Raw genomic sequence first — 17,785 nt, forward strand, 5'->3', positions numbered from 1 at the left:
AGACTTCCGGCAAGCCGTGCTAGCATCCCGCGCATGAATGTGTTCCAAGGATTGCGTGGGCTGCTCGCGCTCGGATTGTCGTGCCTCTGTTCGACCGCGCTGGCCAAGGCCTCGCTGGACGTCAAGGTGACCCCCGCCAATGCTGCGGTGAAGGCCAATATCGAGGCCTTCATCGGCAGCCTCGGTGACCGTGACGAAATCGCCCTGCGTCGTTATCGCCGTGCCGCCGAGGAGCAGGCGCGGCAGGCCGTGCAGGCTCTCGGTTACTACCAGGCGGACATCGACAGCCGCGTACTCCCGGGCGACGACCCCAGGCTGCAGCTGGTCGTCGTGCCCGGCGAGCCGGTGCGCCTGCGCAACGTGAACGTGCGCGTCGACGGCGAGGCCCGCGCCCTCAAGGCCTTCCGTGTACCCGAGAGCAAGGCGCTGAAGCCTGGCCAGCCGCTCAACCACGGCGCCTACGAGGACGCCAAGAAACTCATCCAGAACCAGGCCCTGCGCTACGGCTTCTTCGATGGCAGGTTCACGTCCCAGCGCCTCGATATCGATCCCCGTGCCGGCGTCGCCGACATCGAGCTGGTGTACGCCAGTGGCCCGCGCTACGACCTGGGCCGGGTCAGCTTCCAGGGCGATACGCCCTTCGACGACGCGCTGCTGGCGCGACTCGTTCCCTTCCCTCCCAACACCCCCTATGACGCCGACCTGGTGGCCAAGCTCAGCCAGAACCTGCAGGCCAGCGGCTATTTCGACGAGGTGCGGGTGGATGCGCTGCCCGACCCGGGGGAGGGCCGGCGGATACCGGTCAAGGTCCAGCTCGGTGCGGTCAAGCCGCGCACCATGGGGCTCGGGGTCGGTTTCTCCACCGACGTCGGGCCACGTGCGCGGGCCAACTGGACGCGCCACTGGGTCAACCCCCAGGGCCATCGCCTGGGCGCCGAGACCGAAGTGTCCGCGGCGCGGCAGAACGTCGGTGCCTGGTACGAAATCCCCCTCGACCCGCCGCTGACCGACAGCCTGCGTTTCACCAGCGGCTTCCAGCGCGAGGAACTGGTGGACGTCGAGAGCCGCCGCTTCACCCTCGGCACCCAGTGGCAATCGAAACTGCCGGACGACTGGCAGCGCGTCGTCTCCCTGCGCTGGGAGCAGGAAAGCTACGACTTCGGCGACGGCAGCCCGGACGGTCGCAGCAGCTTCCTCATCCCCGGCATCGGCTACAGCGTCACCCGCAGCGACAACCGCCTCGACCCCAGCCAGGGCTACCACCTGCAGGCGGACCTGCGCGCCGCCAAGGAAGGCATCCTTTCCGATGCCGACATGACCTACGCCAGCGCCCTGGCCAAGGGGCTCTACACCCTGCCTGGCGGGCACCGGGTGCTGGCGCGGGTGCAGCTCGGCGGCATCGCCACCACCGACTTCGGCGCCATCCCGCCCTCGCTGCGTTTCTTCGCCGGCGGCGACCAGAGCGTGCGCGGCTACGACTACCAGACCCTGTCCCCCGAGGACCGCCAGGGCAACAAGGTCGGCGGTCGCTACCTGGTGGTGGGCAGCGCCGAATACCAGTACCCGGTGGCCGAGCGCTGGCGCATCGCCGCCTTCGTCGACCGCGGCAACGCCATGGACTCGCTCAACGCGGCGATGAAGACCGGTGCCGGCATCGGTGTGCGCTGGGTATCGCCGGTGGGGCCGATCCGCCTCGACCTGGCCAAGGCGCTGGATGACCCCGGCGGCTTCCGCATCCACTTCTCCATGGGGCCCGAACTGTGAGGCGCGGGCTCAGGCTCGGCCTGCTCGCGGTAGTCGGCGCTCTCGCCCTGTCGCTGGCGGGCGTCGCTGCGCTGCTGTTCAGCGAAGCCGGAGGCCGCTGGCTGCTGGCGCGGGTGCCCGGTCTCACGGTGGAGGGCTTCAAGGGCACGCTTGGTGGGCGCTGGAGCGCCGAGCACCTGGCCTGGCAGCAGGACGGCGACAGGCTGTCGATCACGGCCCCGGTACTGGAGTGGTCGCCTGGGTGCCTGCTCCAGCTGACCCTGTGCATCGACACGCTTGCGGCCGACGACGTGGCCCTGAACCTGGCCCCGGGCGGCGAGCCTTCCGACGAGCCGCTGCAACTGCCTGCCCTGGACCTGCCCCTGGCGATCCGCCTGGGCGAGGTGCGTGTGCAGCGCTTCGAACTGGACGGCAGCGAGCTCAGCAGCCTGCACCTGCGTGCCCAATGGCTGGGCGACGGCCTGCATATAGAGGAAGCCGGCCTGCGCCTGGGTGATCTCGCCCTGGCACTCCAGGGCACGCTGCAACCCCGCGACGGCTGGCCGCTCGAGGCCAGCGGCAGCCTGCAATTGCCCGCCGTCGACGGCCAGAGCTGGTCCCTGGCCCTGGAGGCGAAAGGCGACCTGCAAGGCACCCTCACGGCCCAGGCGACCAGCAGCGGCTACCTGGCCGCCACCCTCGACGGCCAGCTGCAGCCCCTGGCGCCGCACCTTCCCGCCAGCGCGCGCATCCGCGCTGCCGCCTTCAAGGCCCAGGCCGGGCTGCCGGACACCCTCACCCTGCAACGCGTGGAGCTGGACGCCAAGGGCGACCTGCAACAGGGCTACACGGTGCAGGGCCGCGCCAACCTGCCGGGGCAGGGCGGTGATGTCGCTCTCGACCTGGCCGGCAAGGTCACCGCCGCCGGGGCCGAGATCCAGCGCCTGCTGCTCAGCGCCGCCGCCGAACAGAGCGTGCAGCTGCAGGGGCGCATCGACTGGCAGCAGGCCCTGGCCATCGACGCCCAGCTGGCCTGGCGCGATTTTCCCTGGCAGCGCCTCTACCCCCAGGAGCAGGAGCCCCCCGTGGCCCTGCAACGCCTGGACGGCGAGGTGCATTTCAGCGAGGGCCGCTACCAGGGCCGCTTCGACGCCGCGCTCAAAGGGCCGGAAGGCGACTTCAGCCTGGCCAGCCCGCTGCAGGGTGACCTGGCCCGCGTCGAGCTGCCCGACCTGCAACTGAAGGCCGGGCAGGGCAAGGCCCGGGGCCGCCTGCTGCTGGGCTTCGCTGACGGCGTCGACTGGGACAGCGAACTGACCCTGAGCGACCTCGACCCGGCCTACTGGCTGGCCGAATTGCCGGGCCGCCTGGCCGGCACCCTGGCGAGCAAGGGCCGCTTCCGCCAGCAGCTCGAACTCAAGGCCGACCTCGATCTCAAGGGCCAGCTGCGCGGCCAGCCGGCGCTGCTCAAGGCCGTGGCCGAGGGCGCCGGCCAGCGCTGGGACCTGGGCCAGCTGCAGGTCCGCCTGGGCGACAACCGTATCGATGGCAAGGGCCGCCTCGGCCAGCGCCTGGACGGCCAGCTGGACATTGCCCTGGGTCGCCTGGGCCAGCTCTGGCCCGGCCTGTTCGGCGGGCTCACCGGCAAGCTGGTGGTGGCCGGCAGCGCCGACGCACCCCAGGGGCAGCTGGACCTCAAGGGCGATCGCCTGGGCATGGGCGACCAGCGCCTGCGCCAGCTGACCCTGCAGGCGCGGCTGGATGAACGGCAGAACGCCACCCTGCAGCTGGACGCCAGCCAGCTCCAGGCCGGCGACAAGGCCCTGGGCGACCTCAGCCTCAAGGCCTCGGGCGACAAACAGCGGCAGCAGCTGGAAACACGCCTGCAAGGCCCCTTGCTCGACCTGCAACTGGCCCTCGACGGTGTGCTGGACAAAGGCGACTGGCGCGGCCGCCTGAGCCGGGGCGAGTTGCAAAGCGGCGGCCAGGACTGGCGCCTGGAGCAACCCGCGAAGCTGCAACGCCTGGCCGACGGTCACCTGGAACTGGGCGCCCATTGCTGGCGCTCCGGCCCCGCCAGCCTCTGTGGCGGCGACCAGCGCCTGCTCCCCGAGCCCAAGCTCGACTACCGCCTGCGCGACTTCCCCCTCGACAGCCTGGCCGAATGGCTGCCGGACGACTTCGCCTGGCACGGCACGCTCGACGGCGATGTGCAGCTCGAATTGCCCGCGCGTGGCCCCAGCGGCCGCGTGCAGCTGGACGCCAGCAACGGCGTGCTGCGCCTGCGCGAGGAGGGCAAGGACGGCAAATGGGTCGACTTCCCCTACCAGGCCATGCGCCTGGAAAGCACCCTGCGCCCGCAGAGCATCGACAGTCGCCTGCTGTTCCAGGGCGAGCGCCTCGGCCGCCTGCAGGTCGACGCCCGGCTCGACCCGCGTCCGCTGCGCAAGCCGCTGTCCGGTGACTTCCGCCTTGAAGGGCTGGACCTCGCCGTGCTGCGCCCCTTCGTCGCCGGTGTCGAGGAACTGGAAGGCCAGCTGGACGGTGCCGGCACCCTCGGCGGCACCCTGCTGGCGCCCAACGTGCTGGGCCAGGTGCGCCTGCACGGCGGCAAGCTGGCCGGCGGCGACCTGCCCACCCGCATCGAAGACCTGAACCTGGATGCCCGCATCGCCGGCGAGAGCCTGGAACTGAGCGGCGCCTGGCGCAGCGGCGAGAAAGGCAACGGCACCCTCTCCGGCACCCTGGCCTGGAGCCAGGGCCTGGACATGGACCTGGCGCTCCGCGGCAGTTCATTGCCGGTGGTGGTCGAGCCCTACGCCAACCTGGACGTGGACCCCGACCTGCGGGTGCGCCTGGCCGACCAGCGCCTGGCACTGACCGGCAAGGTGCGGGTGCCCCGGGGGCAGATCAAGATCCGCGAGCTGCCGCCCCAGGCGGTCAAGGTCTCGCCGGACGCGCACCTGGTGGGTGAGCAGGAGGACGAGCAGGCACCGCTGCAACTGGCCATGGACGTCGACGTCGAGGTGGGCCAGGAGCGCCTGTCCTTCAGCGGCTTCGGCCTCACCGCCGACCTCGTCGGCCACCTCAAGGTGGGCGACAACCTGGCCGGGCGCGGCGAGCTCAACCTGAAGAACGGCCGCTACCGCGCCTACGGCCAGCGCCTCGACCTGCGCCGGGCGCGCCTGCTGTTCGCCGGGCCGCTGGACCAGCCCTACCTGGACGTCGAGGCGGTGCGCAAGATCGGTGACGTCACCGCCGGCATCCGCCTCAACGGCCGCGCCGACGAGCCCACCACCCAGGTCTTCTCCACCCCGGCCATGAGCCAGGAGCAGGCACTGTCCTACCTGGTGCTGGGCCGTCCGCTGGAGCGCGGCAGCGACGGCAACGCACTGGGCCAGGCGGCACTGGCGCTGGGCCTGTCCGGCAGTGCGCCGCTGACCTCGGAGCTGGCGCAGAAGCTCGGCCTCAAGGACTTCCAGATCGGCGACGACGGCGCCACCGGCGTGCTCACCGACCGCCTCAGCATCCGCTACGGCCTCGGCGTGCTCGAACCCACCAGCGTCGTCGCGTTGCGCTACGAACTCACCAAGCGCCTGTACATCGAAGCCGCCAGCGGCCTCGCCAGCTCCCTGGACTTGTTCTACAAGCGGGATTTCTGATCGGGCGGCACGGCTCCCACGTTGGCCTCCGCATGGGTTTCGCCAGGCTCTACCCATCCTCCGGTCGAGGCTGGACCCGTAGGCCGGGTGAAACCCGCGAGCCCTTTGTGGGAGCGCTTTCAACCGCGAAGGCACGGTGCGCGAGAATTTCGCGAATCCCACAGCACGTAGGATGGGTAGAGCCCCGCGAAACCCATCATGGGCCGTGCCGATCCGCATGGGTTTCGCTTCGCTCTACCCATCCTACGGTTCTGTGCTTTGGGAAGGCTGCCGCAAGCGCAACGGCGCGGGTTCCAGGCGACTGACGGTGCTTTTCAGGGGCGGCCATGGGCCTCAGAATCCACTCCGAACACACCGCCCCGGGACTCGAAAAGCGTGGACGTATCCGCCGCTTCCATCTCCGACGCCAGCGCCGCCCAGCTCGCCATGAAGGTGCAGATCGCCGTGCTCAAGCAGTCGATGGACATTCAGTCGCAAAGCGCCCTGGCGCTGCTGGAGGCGGTGCCTTCGCCGGTCTCCAGCAACCCGCCGAATCTCGGCAATACCATTGATGTGATGGCCTGAGCCGCTGCGCGCTCACCGTCGCCAGCCGTTCCGCCTTCCGTCACTCCCCGCCGCCCGGTTCGCTGCACACGCGGTTGCGTCCTGCCTGCTTGGCTCGATAGAGCGCGCGGTCGGCGTGGCCGATCAGGCTGTGCAGGCTGTCGTCCGGGTGCATCTCGGCCAGGCCGATGCTCACCGTCACCTGAAATTCCTTGCCCTCGAAGCGGTAGCGCTGCGCTTGCACCTGCTCGCGGAGCTTCTCCGCCAGTTCGAAGGCCGTGGCGGTGCCGGTGTCCTTGAGCAGCAGGATGAATTCCTCGCCACCCCAGCGGCAGATGATGTCCGACTGGCGCAGGCCGCTTTTCAGGTTCTGCGCGAAACCCTGCAGCACCTGGTCGCCGGCCAGGTGGCCGTGGCTGTCGTTGAGCAGTTTGAAGTGGTCGAGGTCCAGCAGCAGGGCGGTGAGCGGGCGCTGCTCGCGGCGTGCCTCCTGCAGTGCCTGGCCGGCGAGGATGTCGAAGCCCCGGCGGTTGGGCAGGCCGGTGAGCACGTCGGTGGTGGCCAGCGCGGCGATGCGCAGCTGGTAGCGGCGCACCAGCAGGTTGAGCAGGATCAGCACCACAGTGGTGACCGCCAGGCAGATGAGCAGGTTGAGGTAGAGCGTGTTGCGGATGTGCGACAGGGCGCCTTCCTCGGCCTTGTCGACGAACAGGTACCAGTCCAGTTCGGGAATGAAGCGCACGTTCAGGTAGTGGCTGTCGCCCTTTTCGCTCCAGGTGAAGTCGCCGCCCTGGGGGCGCGGCAACTTGGCCACCAGGTCGCGCATGCCATCGATATCCGCCAGGTTCTGCCCGACCTGCGCGCCCATCGGCCCGCCCTGGGCACTGGTCAGCACCAGCTTGCCGCTGGTGTCGACGAAGTAGATGGAGCGCTCGTAGCGTTCCTGGTAGGCATCGATCAGCTTGACCACCGCATCCACCGTCAGGCCTACGCCGGTGGCGCCGATGAAGCGACCGTCGTAGTCCAGCACCTTGTAGTTGATGAAGATGGTCAGGCGATCCTGGTTGGCCATGTCGACGTCGACATTGATCTCGTAGGGCTCCTTCATGTCACGCACGCGGTAGTACCAGACGTCGCGTGGCTCGTCCTCGCGCACCTTCTTCAGCACGCCCTTGGCCTGGTAGTAGGTCTGGGTGCGCTCGGAGATGTAGAAGCTGGTGAAGGCCCCGTAGTGTTCCTGCACCTCGCGCAGGTAGCGGGTCATCTGCCCCGGGTCCTGCTCGCCCTGCATGGCCCAGTCGCGCAGGAAGGTGTCGCGGCTCATCATCGAAGAGATGAGGATCGGCCGTACCAGGTCCTTCTGGATCTCCGAGTAGACGTTGTCCGAGGTCAGCGGCAGCTCGGTGTTGACGATGCTGTCGCGGATCGACTCCAGGGAGGCGTAGTAGCTCACCAGCGAGGTGACGAGGAAGCCGCTGGCGAGCAGCAGCACGAGCAGCACCACCAGCAGGTGCTGGCTCTTTCTGGAACGGGGGCTGGAAGGCATCGGGCGAGGGGGTCCCTGATCGAATGGCACTATGCTATCCACTCGTCGGGGCCGCGTCACGGGCGGCGTGCCCCGTCTTTCATCCTGCGGGTACGACCACCTCGCTGATCCACGGCTCCAGGCGCTTGCCGAAGTTCAGCTGCAGTTCCAGCGGCCCCTTGGACGGCAGGTAGGCGCTGTCGCGCACCTGGCTCTCCAGCGCCTCGCGCCAGCGCAGGGGCACCTGCACGGCCGGCACTGCGAGCCGCGAGACCTGGCCCACCATGCGCGTTTTGCTGCCGTCGGTACGCAGCCAGGCGTAGATCTCGCCACGCACCACGGCATAGCGCTGGCGATCGGGGTGGCGCGCGCGCAGCGCCTCGGCATCGAGGCCGACGTCCACCACGAACAGCCGGCTGGCGGTCTCGCGCTCTTCTTCCAGGGCCTGGCGGGCGTCCGCTTCGCGTTCCTGGCGTTCCTCGTCGCCGGGGTCGCGGGCCAGGGCCTCGCCGGCCTCGCGCAGCTGCTCCTCGGCGCGTCGCAGGGCCTGCTGGTGGGCGGGGCCGTCCAACTCCAGGACCAGGAAGGCTTCGCGGGTGTTCAGGTCGATTTCCTCGCCCGCCGCGTAGGGCGGGAAGCCGAGCTCGACGAGGCGGTCGGCCTCCAGCCAGTCGCCGCGGTAGCGCCCGGTCTCCTCGTCGAGGGGCAGCACGCGCCAGTCAAGGTCCAGCGCCAGGCCGCTGTTCTCGTCGTTGCCCCAGCCGAAACCGTTGTAGTCGCGGTGCACTTCCCGCTGGGTCAGGCGCAGGCTGCTTTCGGGCTCGCCCGAGCGGTTGTACCAGGCGCCGCCGAGCACCACGGCATTGGTGGCCAGCACCAGGGCCAGGGCGGCGGGCAGGGCGTAGGTGCGGTCGAAGGCGCTCATGGGCGTTCCTCCTCTTTCAGCCAGCTGCGGCGCAGGCGGCCCAGGACCAGCAGGATGAGCACGGCGATCAGGCCGAGCAGCAGGAAGAACAGGTACTTGGGCATCAGCTCCCACCACCAGTCGAAGAGCTTGGTGTAGAGGAAAATGATGAAGAAGGTCAGGGCGCCGTTGACCACTTCGGGCCAGTCGCGGCGGGTGCCCAGCCAGATGCCCAGGGCCGCGAGCACGAAGCCGGCCAGCTGGTAGCCGCCCTCGATCAGGTCGTGGCTGCCGGGCAGGTAGCTGGCGCTGCCCCAGTTGGCGAGGACCAGCAGGGTGAGGAACAGGGTGATCAGCCCCACCAGGCGGTAGGTGGCGGCGAAACCGGCGTAGCCGGCCTGGGAGACGAACTGCGGGATCAGGAACACCGCCAGCGCGGCGGGGAGGAAGTTTTCCGGGCGCTCACCCACCTGCAGCCAGTAGCAGCCGCCCCAGCTGCCGACCCGCGCGGAGATGAAGCCCATCAGGCAGATCAGCCCGGCCACCAGCAGCAGGCGCGCATCGCAGCCGTAGGCCAGCAGCAGGGCGAAGGCGCCCCAGGCCAGGAAGGCGCGGTCGGAGGGCGTGATGTTGAACACCTGCCCGAGCATCACCAGGTTGAGCACGAAGGCGACGAAGGTGAGCATCGCCGCCAGCTTGCTGAAGTAGCCGGACGGGTCGCGACGGCGCACCTGCCAGGTCAGCACCAGGCCGATCAGCGGGGCAGCGACCAGGATCACCACCTGCGCGCTCTCCGGCAGCAGGCCCCAGAACTGGTAGAAGAAGAACAGCAGGCTGGCGCCCAGGGCCAGGGCACCCAGCAGCGAGGCGATGCGCATGCTCAGGGACAGGCGGCGGGCCTGCTTGTCGGGGTCGATATCGAAGCGGCCGTGGAAGTCGGCCAGCACCCGGCGATGGTGCTCGCCCAGGCGCGCCATCTGCGCGTCGTCCAGGGGCAGCGCCTGCTCCTGGCGCAGGCGTTCCGCTTCACGCTGGAAGGCCTGGATGTCGTCAGCGCGTTGCTGCGCCTGATCGCGGTTCTGCGGCTGCATGGCGGGTCCTTTTGCGTGCGTTGCCGCCTCGCACTCTAAAACCGTCGCGGTGGATGGGCAATGCGCAGCGTGCGGGCGCGCGACATGGATCGCTTTATGGCAACGGGCACAGCCTTGTAGGAGCGGCTTCAGTCGCGAAAGACCCGCCGCCGGCACCTTGCTGCGAGCGGCCGGATGATCCATCGCGAATGAATTCGCTCCCACAATATGGAGAGGGGCGTGCCGTGTGTGGCCCCTACGCCTCTTCCATCACCACCACCCGCTGGCCGGCGCGCACCGGGGAACCGGGTTGCACGCGGACTTCGCGGACGACGCCATCGCGCGGGGCGGTGAGGGGGATTTCCATCTTCATCGACTCCAGGATCACCAGCACGTCGCCGGCCTTCACGCTGGCGCCGGCTTCCACCTGCACCTGCCAGAGGTTGCCGGCGATATGGCTTTCGATGGCGTGCTGGCCGGCGCCCAGCGGGGCGTCCTCGCCCAGCTCCGGCGCCGGGTCCTCGCTGTCGAAATGCGCCTGGCCGGAGGCGATCCAGCGTTCCCGCTCGGCGTTGAACGCCGCCTGCTGCTGGGCACGGAAGGCGGCGATGCCCTCGGCCTCGGCGGCGAGGAAGGCCTGGTAGTCCGCCAGGCGCAGCTCGCTGTGCTCGATGCGTAGCGGGAAGCGGCCCAGGGGGAAATCGCGGCGGATGCGCAGCAGCTCCTCGGCGCTCACCGGGTAGAAGCGGATCTGGTCGAAGAAGCGCAGCAGCCAGGGCTTGCCGTCGAAGGCGGCCACCTCGCGGTAGCGGTTCCACATCTGCAGGGTGCGGCCGACGAACTGGTAGCCGCCGGGGCCTTCCATGCCATACACGCACATGTAGGCGCCGCCGATGCCCACCGAGTTCTCCGCCGTCCAGGTGCGCGCCGGGTTGTACTTGGTGGTCACCAGCCGGTGGCGCGGGTCCAGCGGCGTGGCCACCGGTGCGCCGAGGTAGACGTCGCCCAGGCCCATCACCAGGTAGCGGGCGTCGAACACGGTGCGCTGCACTTCGTCGAGGTTGGGCAGGTCGTTGATGCGGCGGATGAACTCCAGGTTGCTCGGGCACCAGGGTGCGTCCTTGCGCACCGTGGTCATGTACTTCTCGATGGCCAGCTGGCAGGCCGGGTCGTCCCAGGACAGCGGCAGGTGGACGATGCGCGACGGCACGGTGAGGTCGCCAGCGGCGCAGACGCCGTCCCAGAGCCCCGCGACCACTTGCAGCAGGCGTTCCAGGGGCAGGGTCTCCGGCTGGTAGTGCACCTGCAGCGAGCGGATGCCGGGGGTGAGGTCGATGACGCCTTGCAGCGCCTCGGCCTCCAGCGCCTGCATCAGCGCGTGGCCCCGGAAGCGCAGCACCAGGTCCAGCTCCGCCGCGCCGATCTCCAACAGCAGGTGGGTGTCGCCGGAGAGGCGCGCGACCAGGCGTGTGGCGTCCTGGCCGAGGTCGAGGACGATGGGGCTCGACAGCTTGGCCGTACTTGTAGGAGCGGATTCACCCGCGATTTGGCTGCTACCCGCATCGCGAATGAATTCGCTCCCACGGAGGGTGGTGCATTCGCGGTCACCTGCCTTGGCCAGCTCCCGCGCCGTGGCGACATCCACCGGCTCGAAGCGCACCTTGTCGCCGGCCTTGAGCTGGCCGAGCTGCCAGAGGTCGGCCTCGATCACCGTCACCGGGCAGACGAAGCCGCCCAGGCTGGGGCCGTCCGGCCCGAGGATCACCGGCATGTCGCCGGTGAAGTCCACCGCGCCGATGGCGTAGGGGTTGTCGTGGATATTGGAGGGGTGCAGGCCGGCTTCGCCGCCGCTTTCGCGTACCCATTCCGGCTTCGGGCCGATCAGGCGCACGCCGGTGCGGCTGGAGTTGAAGTGCACTTCCCAGGCGGTGGCGAAGAAGGTTTCGATCGAGGCCGGGGTGAAGTATTCCGGCGCGCCGTGGGGGCCGTAGATCACGCGCAGGCGGCGCACCTCGGGCAGCGGTGGGTACAGGGCCTCGGGCAGGCTGGCGCCGGCTGCATGGTCGGCCAGGGGCGGCAGGTGCAGCACGTCGCCGGCGCGCAGGGCGCGGCCGCCATGGCCGCCGAACTGGCCAAGGGTGAAGGTGCTCTTGCTGCCCAGGTAGTCCGGCAGCTGCAGGCCGCCGCGCAGGCACAGGTAGCTGCGCGCACCGGCGCCGGCGATGGTGCCGAGGGCCAAGATAGAACCGGCTGGCACCCGCAGCGCGGTGTTCAGAGGCTGCGGCTGACCGTCGAGGGTGAGCGGGATCGACGCGCCGGTGACGGCCACCACCGCGTCGGTGTTGAAGCGCAGGCTGGGGCCGCTCATGGTGATTTCCAGCGCGGCGGCGCCTTCCGCGTTGCCCAGCAGGCGGTTGCCCAGGCGCAGGGCGCGGCTGTCCATGGGGCCGGATGGCGGCACGCCCACGGCCCAGTAGCCGAGGCGGCCGGGGTAGTCCTGCACCGTGGTTTGGGTGCCGGCGCCGAGCACCTCGACGGTGTGGGCGCGGTAGGCGAGGTGTTCCAGGCAGCGGGTCCAGGGCTGGCCGCTGGCGAAAGGCGCGTCGACCAGGATCTGCCGCAGGTAGTCGCGGTTGCTTTCCACGCCGTAGAGCAGCGTGTCGGCCAGGGCACAGTCGAGGGTGGCGCTGGCCTCGTCACGGGTCGGTGCCCAGGTGATCAGCTTGGCGATCATCGGGTCGAAGTAGGGCGGGATCTCGCAGCCGGCTTCCACCCAGGTGTCGATGCGCAGGGCGCGGCCGTCCGCCTCGGGGAAGCGCACGGCGGTGAGCAGCCCGGGGCTGGGCTGGAAGTCGCGGCCCGGGTCCTCGGCGTAGAGGCGCGCCTGGATGGCGTGGCCGCTGGGGCGTAGCTCTTTCGCCAGCTCGGCGAGCGGGGGCAGGGTGCCGGCGGCCAGTTCGACCATCCAGCGCACCAGGTCGACGCCCCAGACCTGTTCGGTGACGCCGTGCTCCACCTGCAGGCGGGTGTTCACTTCGAGGAAGTAGAAGCGCTCGGCCTCGCTGTCGTAGACGAACTCCACGGTGCCGGCGCTGCGGTAGTCGACCGCCTTGGCCAGCTGGATGGCGGCGGCGCAGAGGTCCTCGGCCATGCCGGCGGGCAGGTTGGGCGCGGGGGTTTCCTCCAGCACCTTCTGGTTGCGCCGCTGCACCGAGCAGTCGCGCACGCCGAGGGCGATCACCTCGCCCCGGCCGTCGCCGAACACCTGCACTTCCAGGTGGCGGGCGCGCTGGATGTACTTCTCGATGAACACCCCGGCGTCGCTGAAGTTGTTCTGCCCCAGGCGCTTCACCGCCTCGAAGGCTTCGCTCAACTCGCTGGCCGAACGGCATACGCGCATGCCGATGCCGCCACCGCCGGCGGTGCTTTTCAGCATCACCGGGTAGCCCACCTGCTCGCCGGCCACCAGCGCCGCGTCGAGGCTTTCCAGCAGTTCGGTGCCTTCGAGCATGGGCACGCCCTCGGCCTTGGCCAGGGCACGGGCGGTGTGCTTGAGGCCGAACACGCGCAGCTGCGCCGGCGTCGGCCCGACGAAGGCGATGCCGGCCGCCTCGCAGGCTTCGGCGAAGGCGGCGTTCTCGGAGAGGAAGCCATAGCCCGGGTGGATCGCCTGGGCGCCGCTCTCACGGGCCACGGCGAGGATCTTCTCCACCACCAGGTAGGTGCTGGCGGCCGGGCCGTCGCCCAGGCTGTGGGCCTCGTCGGCCTGCTGGACGTGCAGGCTGGCGACATCCGCCTCGGCGTACACGGCGACGCCGCGCACGTCGAGCTGGCGCAGGGTGCGGAGGATGCGGCAGGCGATGGCGCCGCGGTTGGCGATCAGCAATTTCTCGAACATGAGGTCGGCCTCATGGGTGGCGGGCCGTCCCGCCGGGATTGGGTCTGCACCACGGTCGTCCGCGGAGCATCAGTTGGAAGCTGGAAGCCAGAAGCCAGAAGCCAGAAGCCAGAAGCTAGAGCGTCGGCTCCGATTTTTTCGGCGGTGTTTGCAGGCATTGCCCTGAGCGGCTCTGGCACAGGCGGAACAGCCAGCGCCGAAAGGCTTCCCGCTTCCGGCTTCCCGCTTCCAGCTGCTCTTTCACTCCCATACCAACACCTGCGCCGGGGTCGGGTTCCAGCCGTTGCAGGGGTTGTTGAGCTGCGGGCAGTTGGAGATGAGGACGATGACGTCCATGTGCGCCAGCAGCTCGACGTACTTGCCGGGGGCGGAGATGCCGTCCTCGAAGGTGAGGCCGCCTTCCGGGGTGACCGGCACGTTCATGAAGAAGTTGATGTTGGCGCTGATGTCGCGCTTGGCCAGGCGGCCGTCGTGCAGGCTGGCGCGCAGGAAGTTGTCGCGGCAGCTGTGCATGTAGCGGGTGCCGAGGGCGTAGCGCACGGTGTTGCTTTCCTGGGCGCAGGCGCCGCCGAGGGTGTCGTGGCGGCCGCAGGTGTCGGCGACGATGCTCAGCATGGGGTTGCCGAGGTTCGAATAGAGCACGCTGCCGGGGCCGAGGTAGACGCGGTTTTGCTTGCGCAGGGTGCGTTGCACGTCATAGCGCTCGCGGGGGTTGCGCGCGCTGTAGAAGAGGGTGTCCACCGCCTGGTTGCCCTCCAGGTCGAGCAGACGCAGGGTCTGGCCGGCCTTCACGTCGGTCATGAAGGGTTCGCCGGCGGCGATCACGGCGGTGTAGATGGCGGCTTCGGGGTGTTTGTCGCTGGGAGTCGGGTTCATCGGGCGGCCCTCAGATGTACAGGCGTTCGGTGTTGTGGAAGCCACGGCCGTTTTCCGGGCGCGAGGTGCGGCAGAGCAGGGTGATGCCGTCGCTCTCGACCCTGTGCCAGGTCAGCTGCACGGGCTTGGGCGCGTAGACGGGGTCGGGGTCCATGGGGTGCTGCAGGGCGGTGAGCACCACCAGGGTGTCCATCGGCGCGTACAGCTCGACATGGTCGCCGGCTTTCGAGTGGCCGGGCTGGAAGTGGAAGCCGCCGTCGGCGTCCACGGTGACCTTGCTGAACAGGTTCAGGCACATCAGCAGGTCCTGCAGGTTCAGGTCCCACTTGCCCATTTCCACCAGCAGGTTGTCGACGCCGTTGCGGAAGAAGCCGTTGCGCAACTCCTGGTAGCGGCCCTGGCCGTACTTCTCGCGCACTTCCTCGGCGTTGAGCACGCCGCCGAAGCTGTCGTGCCAGCCGCAGCTGTCGGCGGTGATGGCGGCGAGCACGCGGCCCATGTCCGAGTACAGGCAATGGCCGGCGGTGAGCTTGGCGGTGTGTTGGCACTTGAGGCTGTCCGGCAGGTTCAGGCGCTCGCTTTTCTCGGCGGCGTTGAACAGCAGCAGGCTGACGTTGGCGCCGCCCTCGATGTCGCTGATGCGCAGCAGCTGGCCGCGCTTGAGGACGAAGGAGGTGTGGCCGCCGCCGGGGACGGTTTCTTCATAGAGGGTGGGGCGCAGGGCCAGGGATGCGGTCATGGGCAGGCTCCTTTCAATGGGCCGGGGCGGGCTGCAGGGCACGGGTGACGCGCTCCGGCAGGGCTTCGACGGCGGCGCGCGCGGCGCGGCGGTCGCTGTTCAGGGGGATGTCGTAGGTGATGCGCGCGCCATAGGCGCCGGGCGCCTGCGGGTCGTGGCGGACCTTGTCGAAGACCATCAGCCGGGTGCCGAGGCTGAAGCCTTCGGCCAGGTCGTGGGTGACCATGAACACGGTCAGCCGGGTTTCCTGCCAGAGGCCCAGCAGCAGGTCGTGCATGTCCTTGCGGATGCCCGGGTCGAGGGCGCCGAAGGGCTCGTCGAGCAGCAGCACGCGGGGCTTCATCACCAGGGCCTGGGCGATGGCCAGGCGTTGCTGCATGCCGCCGGAGAGCTGCGCGGGGTACTTGCCGAGGGCGTGGCCGAGGCCGACCTTCTCCAGCATCACGGCGGCCTGTTCGCGGGCCTCACGCTTGGCTGCGCCGAACAGGCGGCCGAACAGCGGTGCGCGGGGCAGCTCCAGGCCGAGGGCGACGTTGTCCAGCACCGAGAGGTGGGGGAACACCGAGTAGCGCTGGAACACCACGCCGCGGCTGGCATCGGGTTCGGCCACCATGGGCTGGCCGTCCAGCAGCAGTTGGCCGCGGCTGGGCGTTTCCTGGCCCAGCAGCATGCGCAGGAAGGTGGACTTGCCGCAGCCCGAGGCGCCGACCAGGGTGCAGAACTCGCCTTCGGCGACGCTCAGGCTGAGGTTCTCCAGCACCACCTGGTCGCCGTATTCCTGCCACAGGTTCTTCACTTCGATGAAGGCGCTCATGCCTTGGCTCCTTCGTACCAGGGGAAGGCCAGGCGGGTGAGCTGGCGCAGGCCCAGGTCCATCAGCCAGGCGAGCAGGGTGATCCACACCACGTACGGCAGGATCACGTCCATGGCCAGGTAGCGGCGGACCAGGAAGATGCGGTAGCCGAGGCCGTCGGTGGAGGCGATGGCCTCGGCGGCGATGAGGAACAACCAGGCCGAGCCCAGCACCAGGCGCAGGGAGATGAGCAGGCGCGGCAGCAGCTGCGGCAGCACCACGCGCAGCACCAGGGTCCAGGTGTTGGCGCCCAGGGTCTGCGCCTTGATCAGCAGTTCGCGGGGGATTTCCCGGGCGCGCTGCTCCAGGTCGCGGGCCAGTACCGGGGTGATGCCGATGACGATCAGCATCACCTTGGACAGCTCGCCGAGGCCGAAGACGATGAACAGGATCGGCAGGATCGCCAGCGGCGGCACCATCGACAGCACTGTGAGCAGCGGCGACAGCGGCGCGCCGAACAGCGGCAGGGTGCCGGCGGCGATGCCCAGGCACAGGCCCAGCAGCGCGGCGATGGCCAGCCCCGTGGCCAGGCGCTTGAGGCTGGAGGCGCTGTCCTGCCAGAACAGGTAGTCGCCGGAGCGCTTGTCCTCGGTGAAGGCCAGGCGCTGCACCGCCTCGACCATCTGCGTGGCGCTGGGCAGCAGCTTGTCGTTGGGGTTCTGCGCCAGACGCGATGCCGAGCCGGTGAAGTAGGCGAACAGCAGCAGGGCGAAGGGCAGCAGGACCAGCATCAGCCGGCCGGCGCGGTCGGGGTGGCGGTTGATCAGGCGCATGGCGAGGTCTCGTTCGGTGGGGCGTCGTAGGTTGGGCCGAGGTACGAGGCCCAACATCGCGGTGTTGGGCTTCGCTGCGCTCTGCGCCAACCTACGGTTCGACGTGGCTCAGAGCTTCCCTTCGGCGGCCATCTGCACGTAGGTCGGGTCGAAGCGCAGCTTGACGTTGCCCTTGTCGCCGGTGACCACGCCCTTGGCGAAGCTCATGCCGACAGCCTCGGCATCCTTGGCGCCTTCACCCAGCAGGCCGTGGCTGAAGGAGAACTGCGCCACCTTGTCCATGGTCGCCGGCAGTTTCGGGCTGGTGGCGAACTCCAGGGCGTCCTTGGGGGTGTAGAAGAGGCGGGTGGTGGCGAGCTGCGAGCGGTAGCCGGCGAGATCGGTGCCGGAGGCCTTGGCCATGTGCTCCAGGGCGGCACGGCCCTCGGCGCTGTCGCTGGACATCAGCGCCATGATCTCGAACCAGGCACCGGTCAGGGCCTTGCCCAGGGCGGGGTTGTCTTTCAGCGTCTCGCTGTTGACCACCATCATGTCCATGATCTCGCCGGGGATCTTGCTGGAGTCGAAGACCTCGGTGCTGCCCGGCTTGGCCTTGATGTCGGCGAGCATCGGGTTCCAGGTGGCGACGGCCTGGACGTCGTCGGTGTCGAAGGCGGCGGCGATGTCGGCGTCGGAGGTGTTGACCACCTTCACATCCTTCTCGCTGAGGTCGGCGCGCTCCAGGGCGCGGGCCAGGAAGTAGTGGGAGACCGAGAGTTCCACCAGGTTGATCGACATGCCCTTGAGGTCGGCCAGGGTCTTGCCCTCGCCCTTGATCACCAGGCCGTCGTTGCCGTTGGAGAAGTCGCCGACGATCAGCGCGGTGGAGTCAACGCCACCGGCGGCGGGGATGGTCAGGGCATCCATGTTGGTCATGGTGCAGCCGTCGAACTGGCCGGCGGTGTACTGGTTGATCGATTCGACGTAGTCGTTGAGCTGGGTGACCTTGATGTCGATCCCGTACTTCTTCGCCCATTTGTCGACGATGCCCTGGGTGGCACCGTATTCCCATGGCATCCAGCCGGCGTAGATCGTCCAGCAGACGTTGAAACTGTCCTTCTGCGCTGCGTGGGAGGTGAGGCTGATGGCGGCGGCTAGGCCGGCAGCGAGTACGGCGAACAGACGGGGCTTGCGCATGGATGACCTCCAGTTCGGTTAGG

The 17,785-nt window shown here is 69.2% G+C and carries 12 protein-coding genes; 3 read left to right on the plus strand and 9 right to left on the minus strand.

Features of this window, described 5'->3' with window-relative positions; translation table 11 throughout:
- The first annotated feature begins 33 nt into the window (after positions 1-33).
- The 3 genes from ACYJSS_RS21700 to ACYJSS_RS21710 all read left to right on the plus strand — a co-directional run bounded on the left by ACYJSS_RS21700 (position 34) and on the right by ACYJSS_RS21710 (position 5,969).
- The gene (locus ACYJSS_RS21700; protein ID WP_111261236.1) at positions 34-1,764 is read left to right on the plus strand and encodes an autotransporter assembly complex protein TamA; all 1,731 of its coding nucleotides are present in this window, start codon (positions 34-36) and stop codon (positions 1,762-1,764) included.
- A complete protein-coding gene (locus ACYJSS_RS21705; protein ID WP_111261237.1) occupies positions 1,761-5,405 on the plus strand; it encodes a translocation/assembly module TamB domain-containing protein in 3,645 nt (1,214 codons plus the stop codon). Before ACYJSS_RS21700 ends, ACYJSS_RS21705 begins: the two co-directional genes overlap by 4 nt.
- A gap of 375 nt (positions 5,406-5,780) precedes the next feature.
- Positions 5,781-5,969, plus strand: a complete 189-nt coding sequence (locus ACYJSS_RS21710) for a YjfB family protein (RefSeq protein WP_111261238.1) — start codon at positions 5,781-5,783, stop codon at positions 5,967-5,969.
- Positions 5,970-6,009: 40 nt separating this feature from the next.
- Here ACYJSS_RS21710 and ACYJSS_RS21715 read toward each other — a convergent pair whose 3' ends face one another.
- From ACYJSS_RS21715 to ACYJSS_RS21755, 9 genes are all read right to left on the minus strand, one after another.
- Positions 6,010-7,494 carry a sensor domain-containing diguanylate cyclase gene (locus tag ACYJSS_RS21715; RefSeq protein ID WP_111261239.1) on the minus strand — a complete coding sequence of 495 codons (1,485 nt, stop codon included), beginning with the start codon at positions 7,492-7,494 and terminating at the stop codon, positions 6,010-6,012.
- Positions 7,495-7,573: 79 nt separating this feature from the next.
- On the minus strand, positions 7,574-8,398 hold the full coding sequence (locus ACYJSS_RS21720) for a DUF4824 family protein (RefSeq protein ID WP_111261240.1): 825 nt from the start codon (positions 8,396-8,398) through the stop codon (positions 7,574-7,576).
- The gene (locus ACYJSS_RS21725; protein WP_111261241.1) at positions 8,395-9,468 is read right to left on the minus strand and encodes a DUF2157 domain-containing protein; all 1,074 of its coding nucleotides are present in this window, start codon (positions 9,466-9,468) and stop codon (positions 8,395-8,397) included. Before ACYJSS_RS21725 ends, ACYJSS_RS21720 begins: the two co-directional genes overlap by 4 nt.
- Before the next feature lie 235 nt (positions 9,469-9,703).
- The gene (gene uca, locus ACYJSS_RS21730) at positions 9,704-13,345 is read right to left on the minus strand and encodes an urea carboxylase (protein WP_236204997.1); all 3,642 of its coding nucleotides are present in this window, start codon (positions 13,343-13,345) and stop codon (positions 9,704-9,706) included.
- Between the two features lie 240 nt (positions 13,346-13,585).
- Positions 13,586-14,221, minus strand: a complete 636-nt coding sequence (locus ACYJSS_RS21735; protein ID WP_111261244.1) for an urea amidolyase associated protein UAAP2 — start codon at positions 14,219-14,221, stop codon at positions 13,586-13,588.
- Between the two features lie 10 nt (positions 14,222-14,231).
- Positions 14,232-14,960 (minus strand): urea amidolyase associated protein UAAP1, encoded by a 729-nt coding sequence (locus ACYJSS_RS21740; protein ID WP_111261245.1) that lies wholly within the window; start codon positions 14,958-14,960, stop codon positions 14,232-14,234.
- Between the two features lie 13 nt (positions 14,961-14,973).
- Complete coding sequence (locus ACYJSS_RS21745; RefSeq protein ID WP_111261246.1) at positions 14,974-15,774, minus strand: ABC transporter ATP-binding protein; 801 nt, start codon at positions 15,772-15,774, stop codon at positions 14,974-14,976.
- Entirely contained in the window at positions 15,771-16,586 is an 816-nt protein-coding gene (locus ACYJSS_RS21750; RefSeq protein ID WP_111261247.1) for an ABC transporter permease, read from the minus strand. The genes ACYJSS_RS21745 and ACYJSS_RS21750 overlap by 4 nt, the downstream gene beginning before the upstream one ends.
- Positions 16,587-16,694: 108 nt before the next feature.
- A complete protein-coding gene (locus ACYJSS_RS21755) occupies positions 16,695-17,762 on the minus strand; it encodes a putative urea ABC transporter substrate-binding protein (RefSeq protein WP_111261248.1) in 1,068 nt (355 codons plus the stop codon).
- Positions 17,763-17,785: the final 23 nt, after the last annotated feature.

This window comes from Pseudomonas sp. No.21, assembly GCF_054558415.1.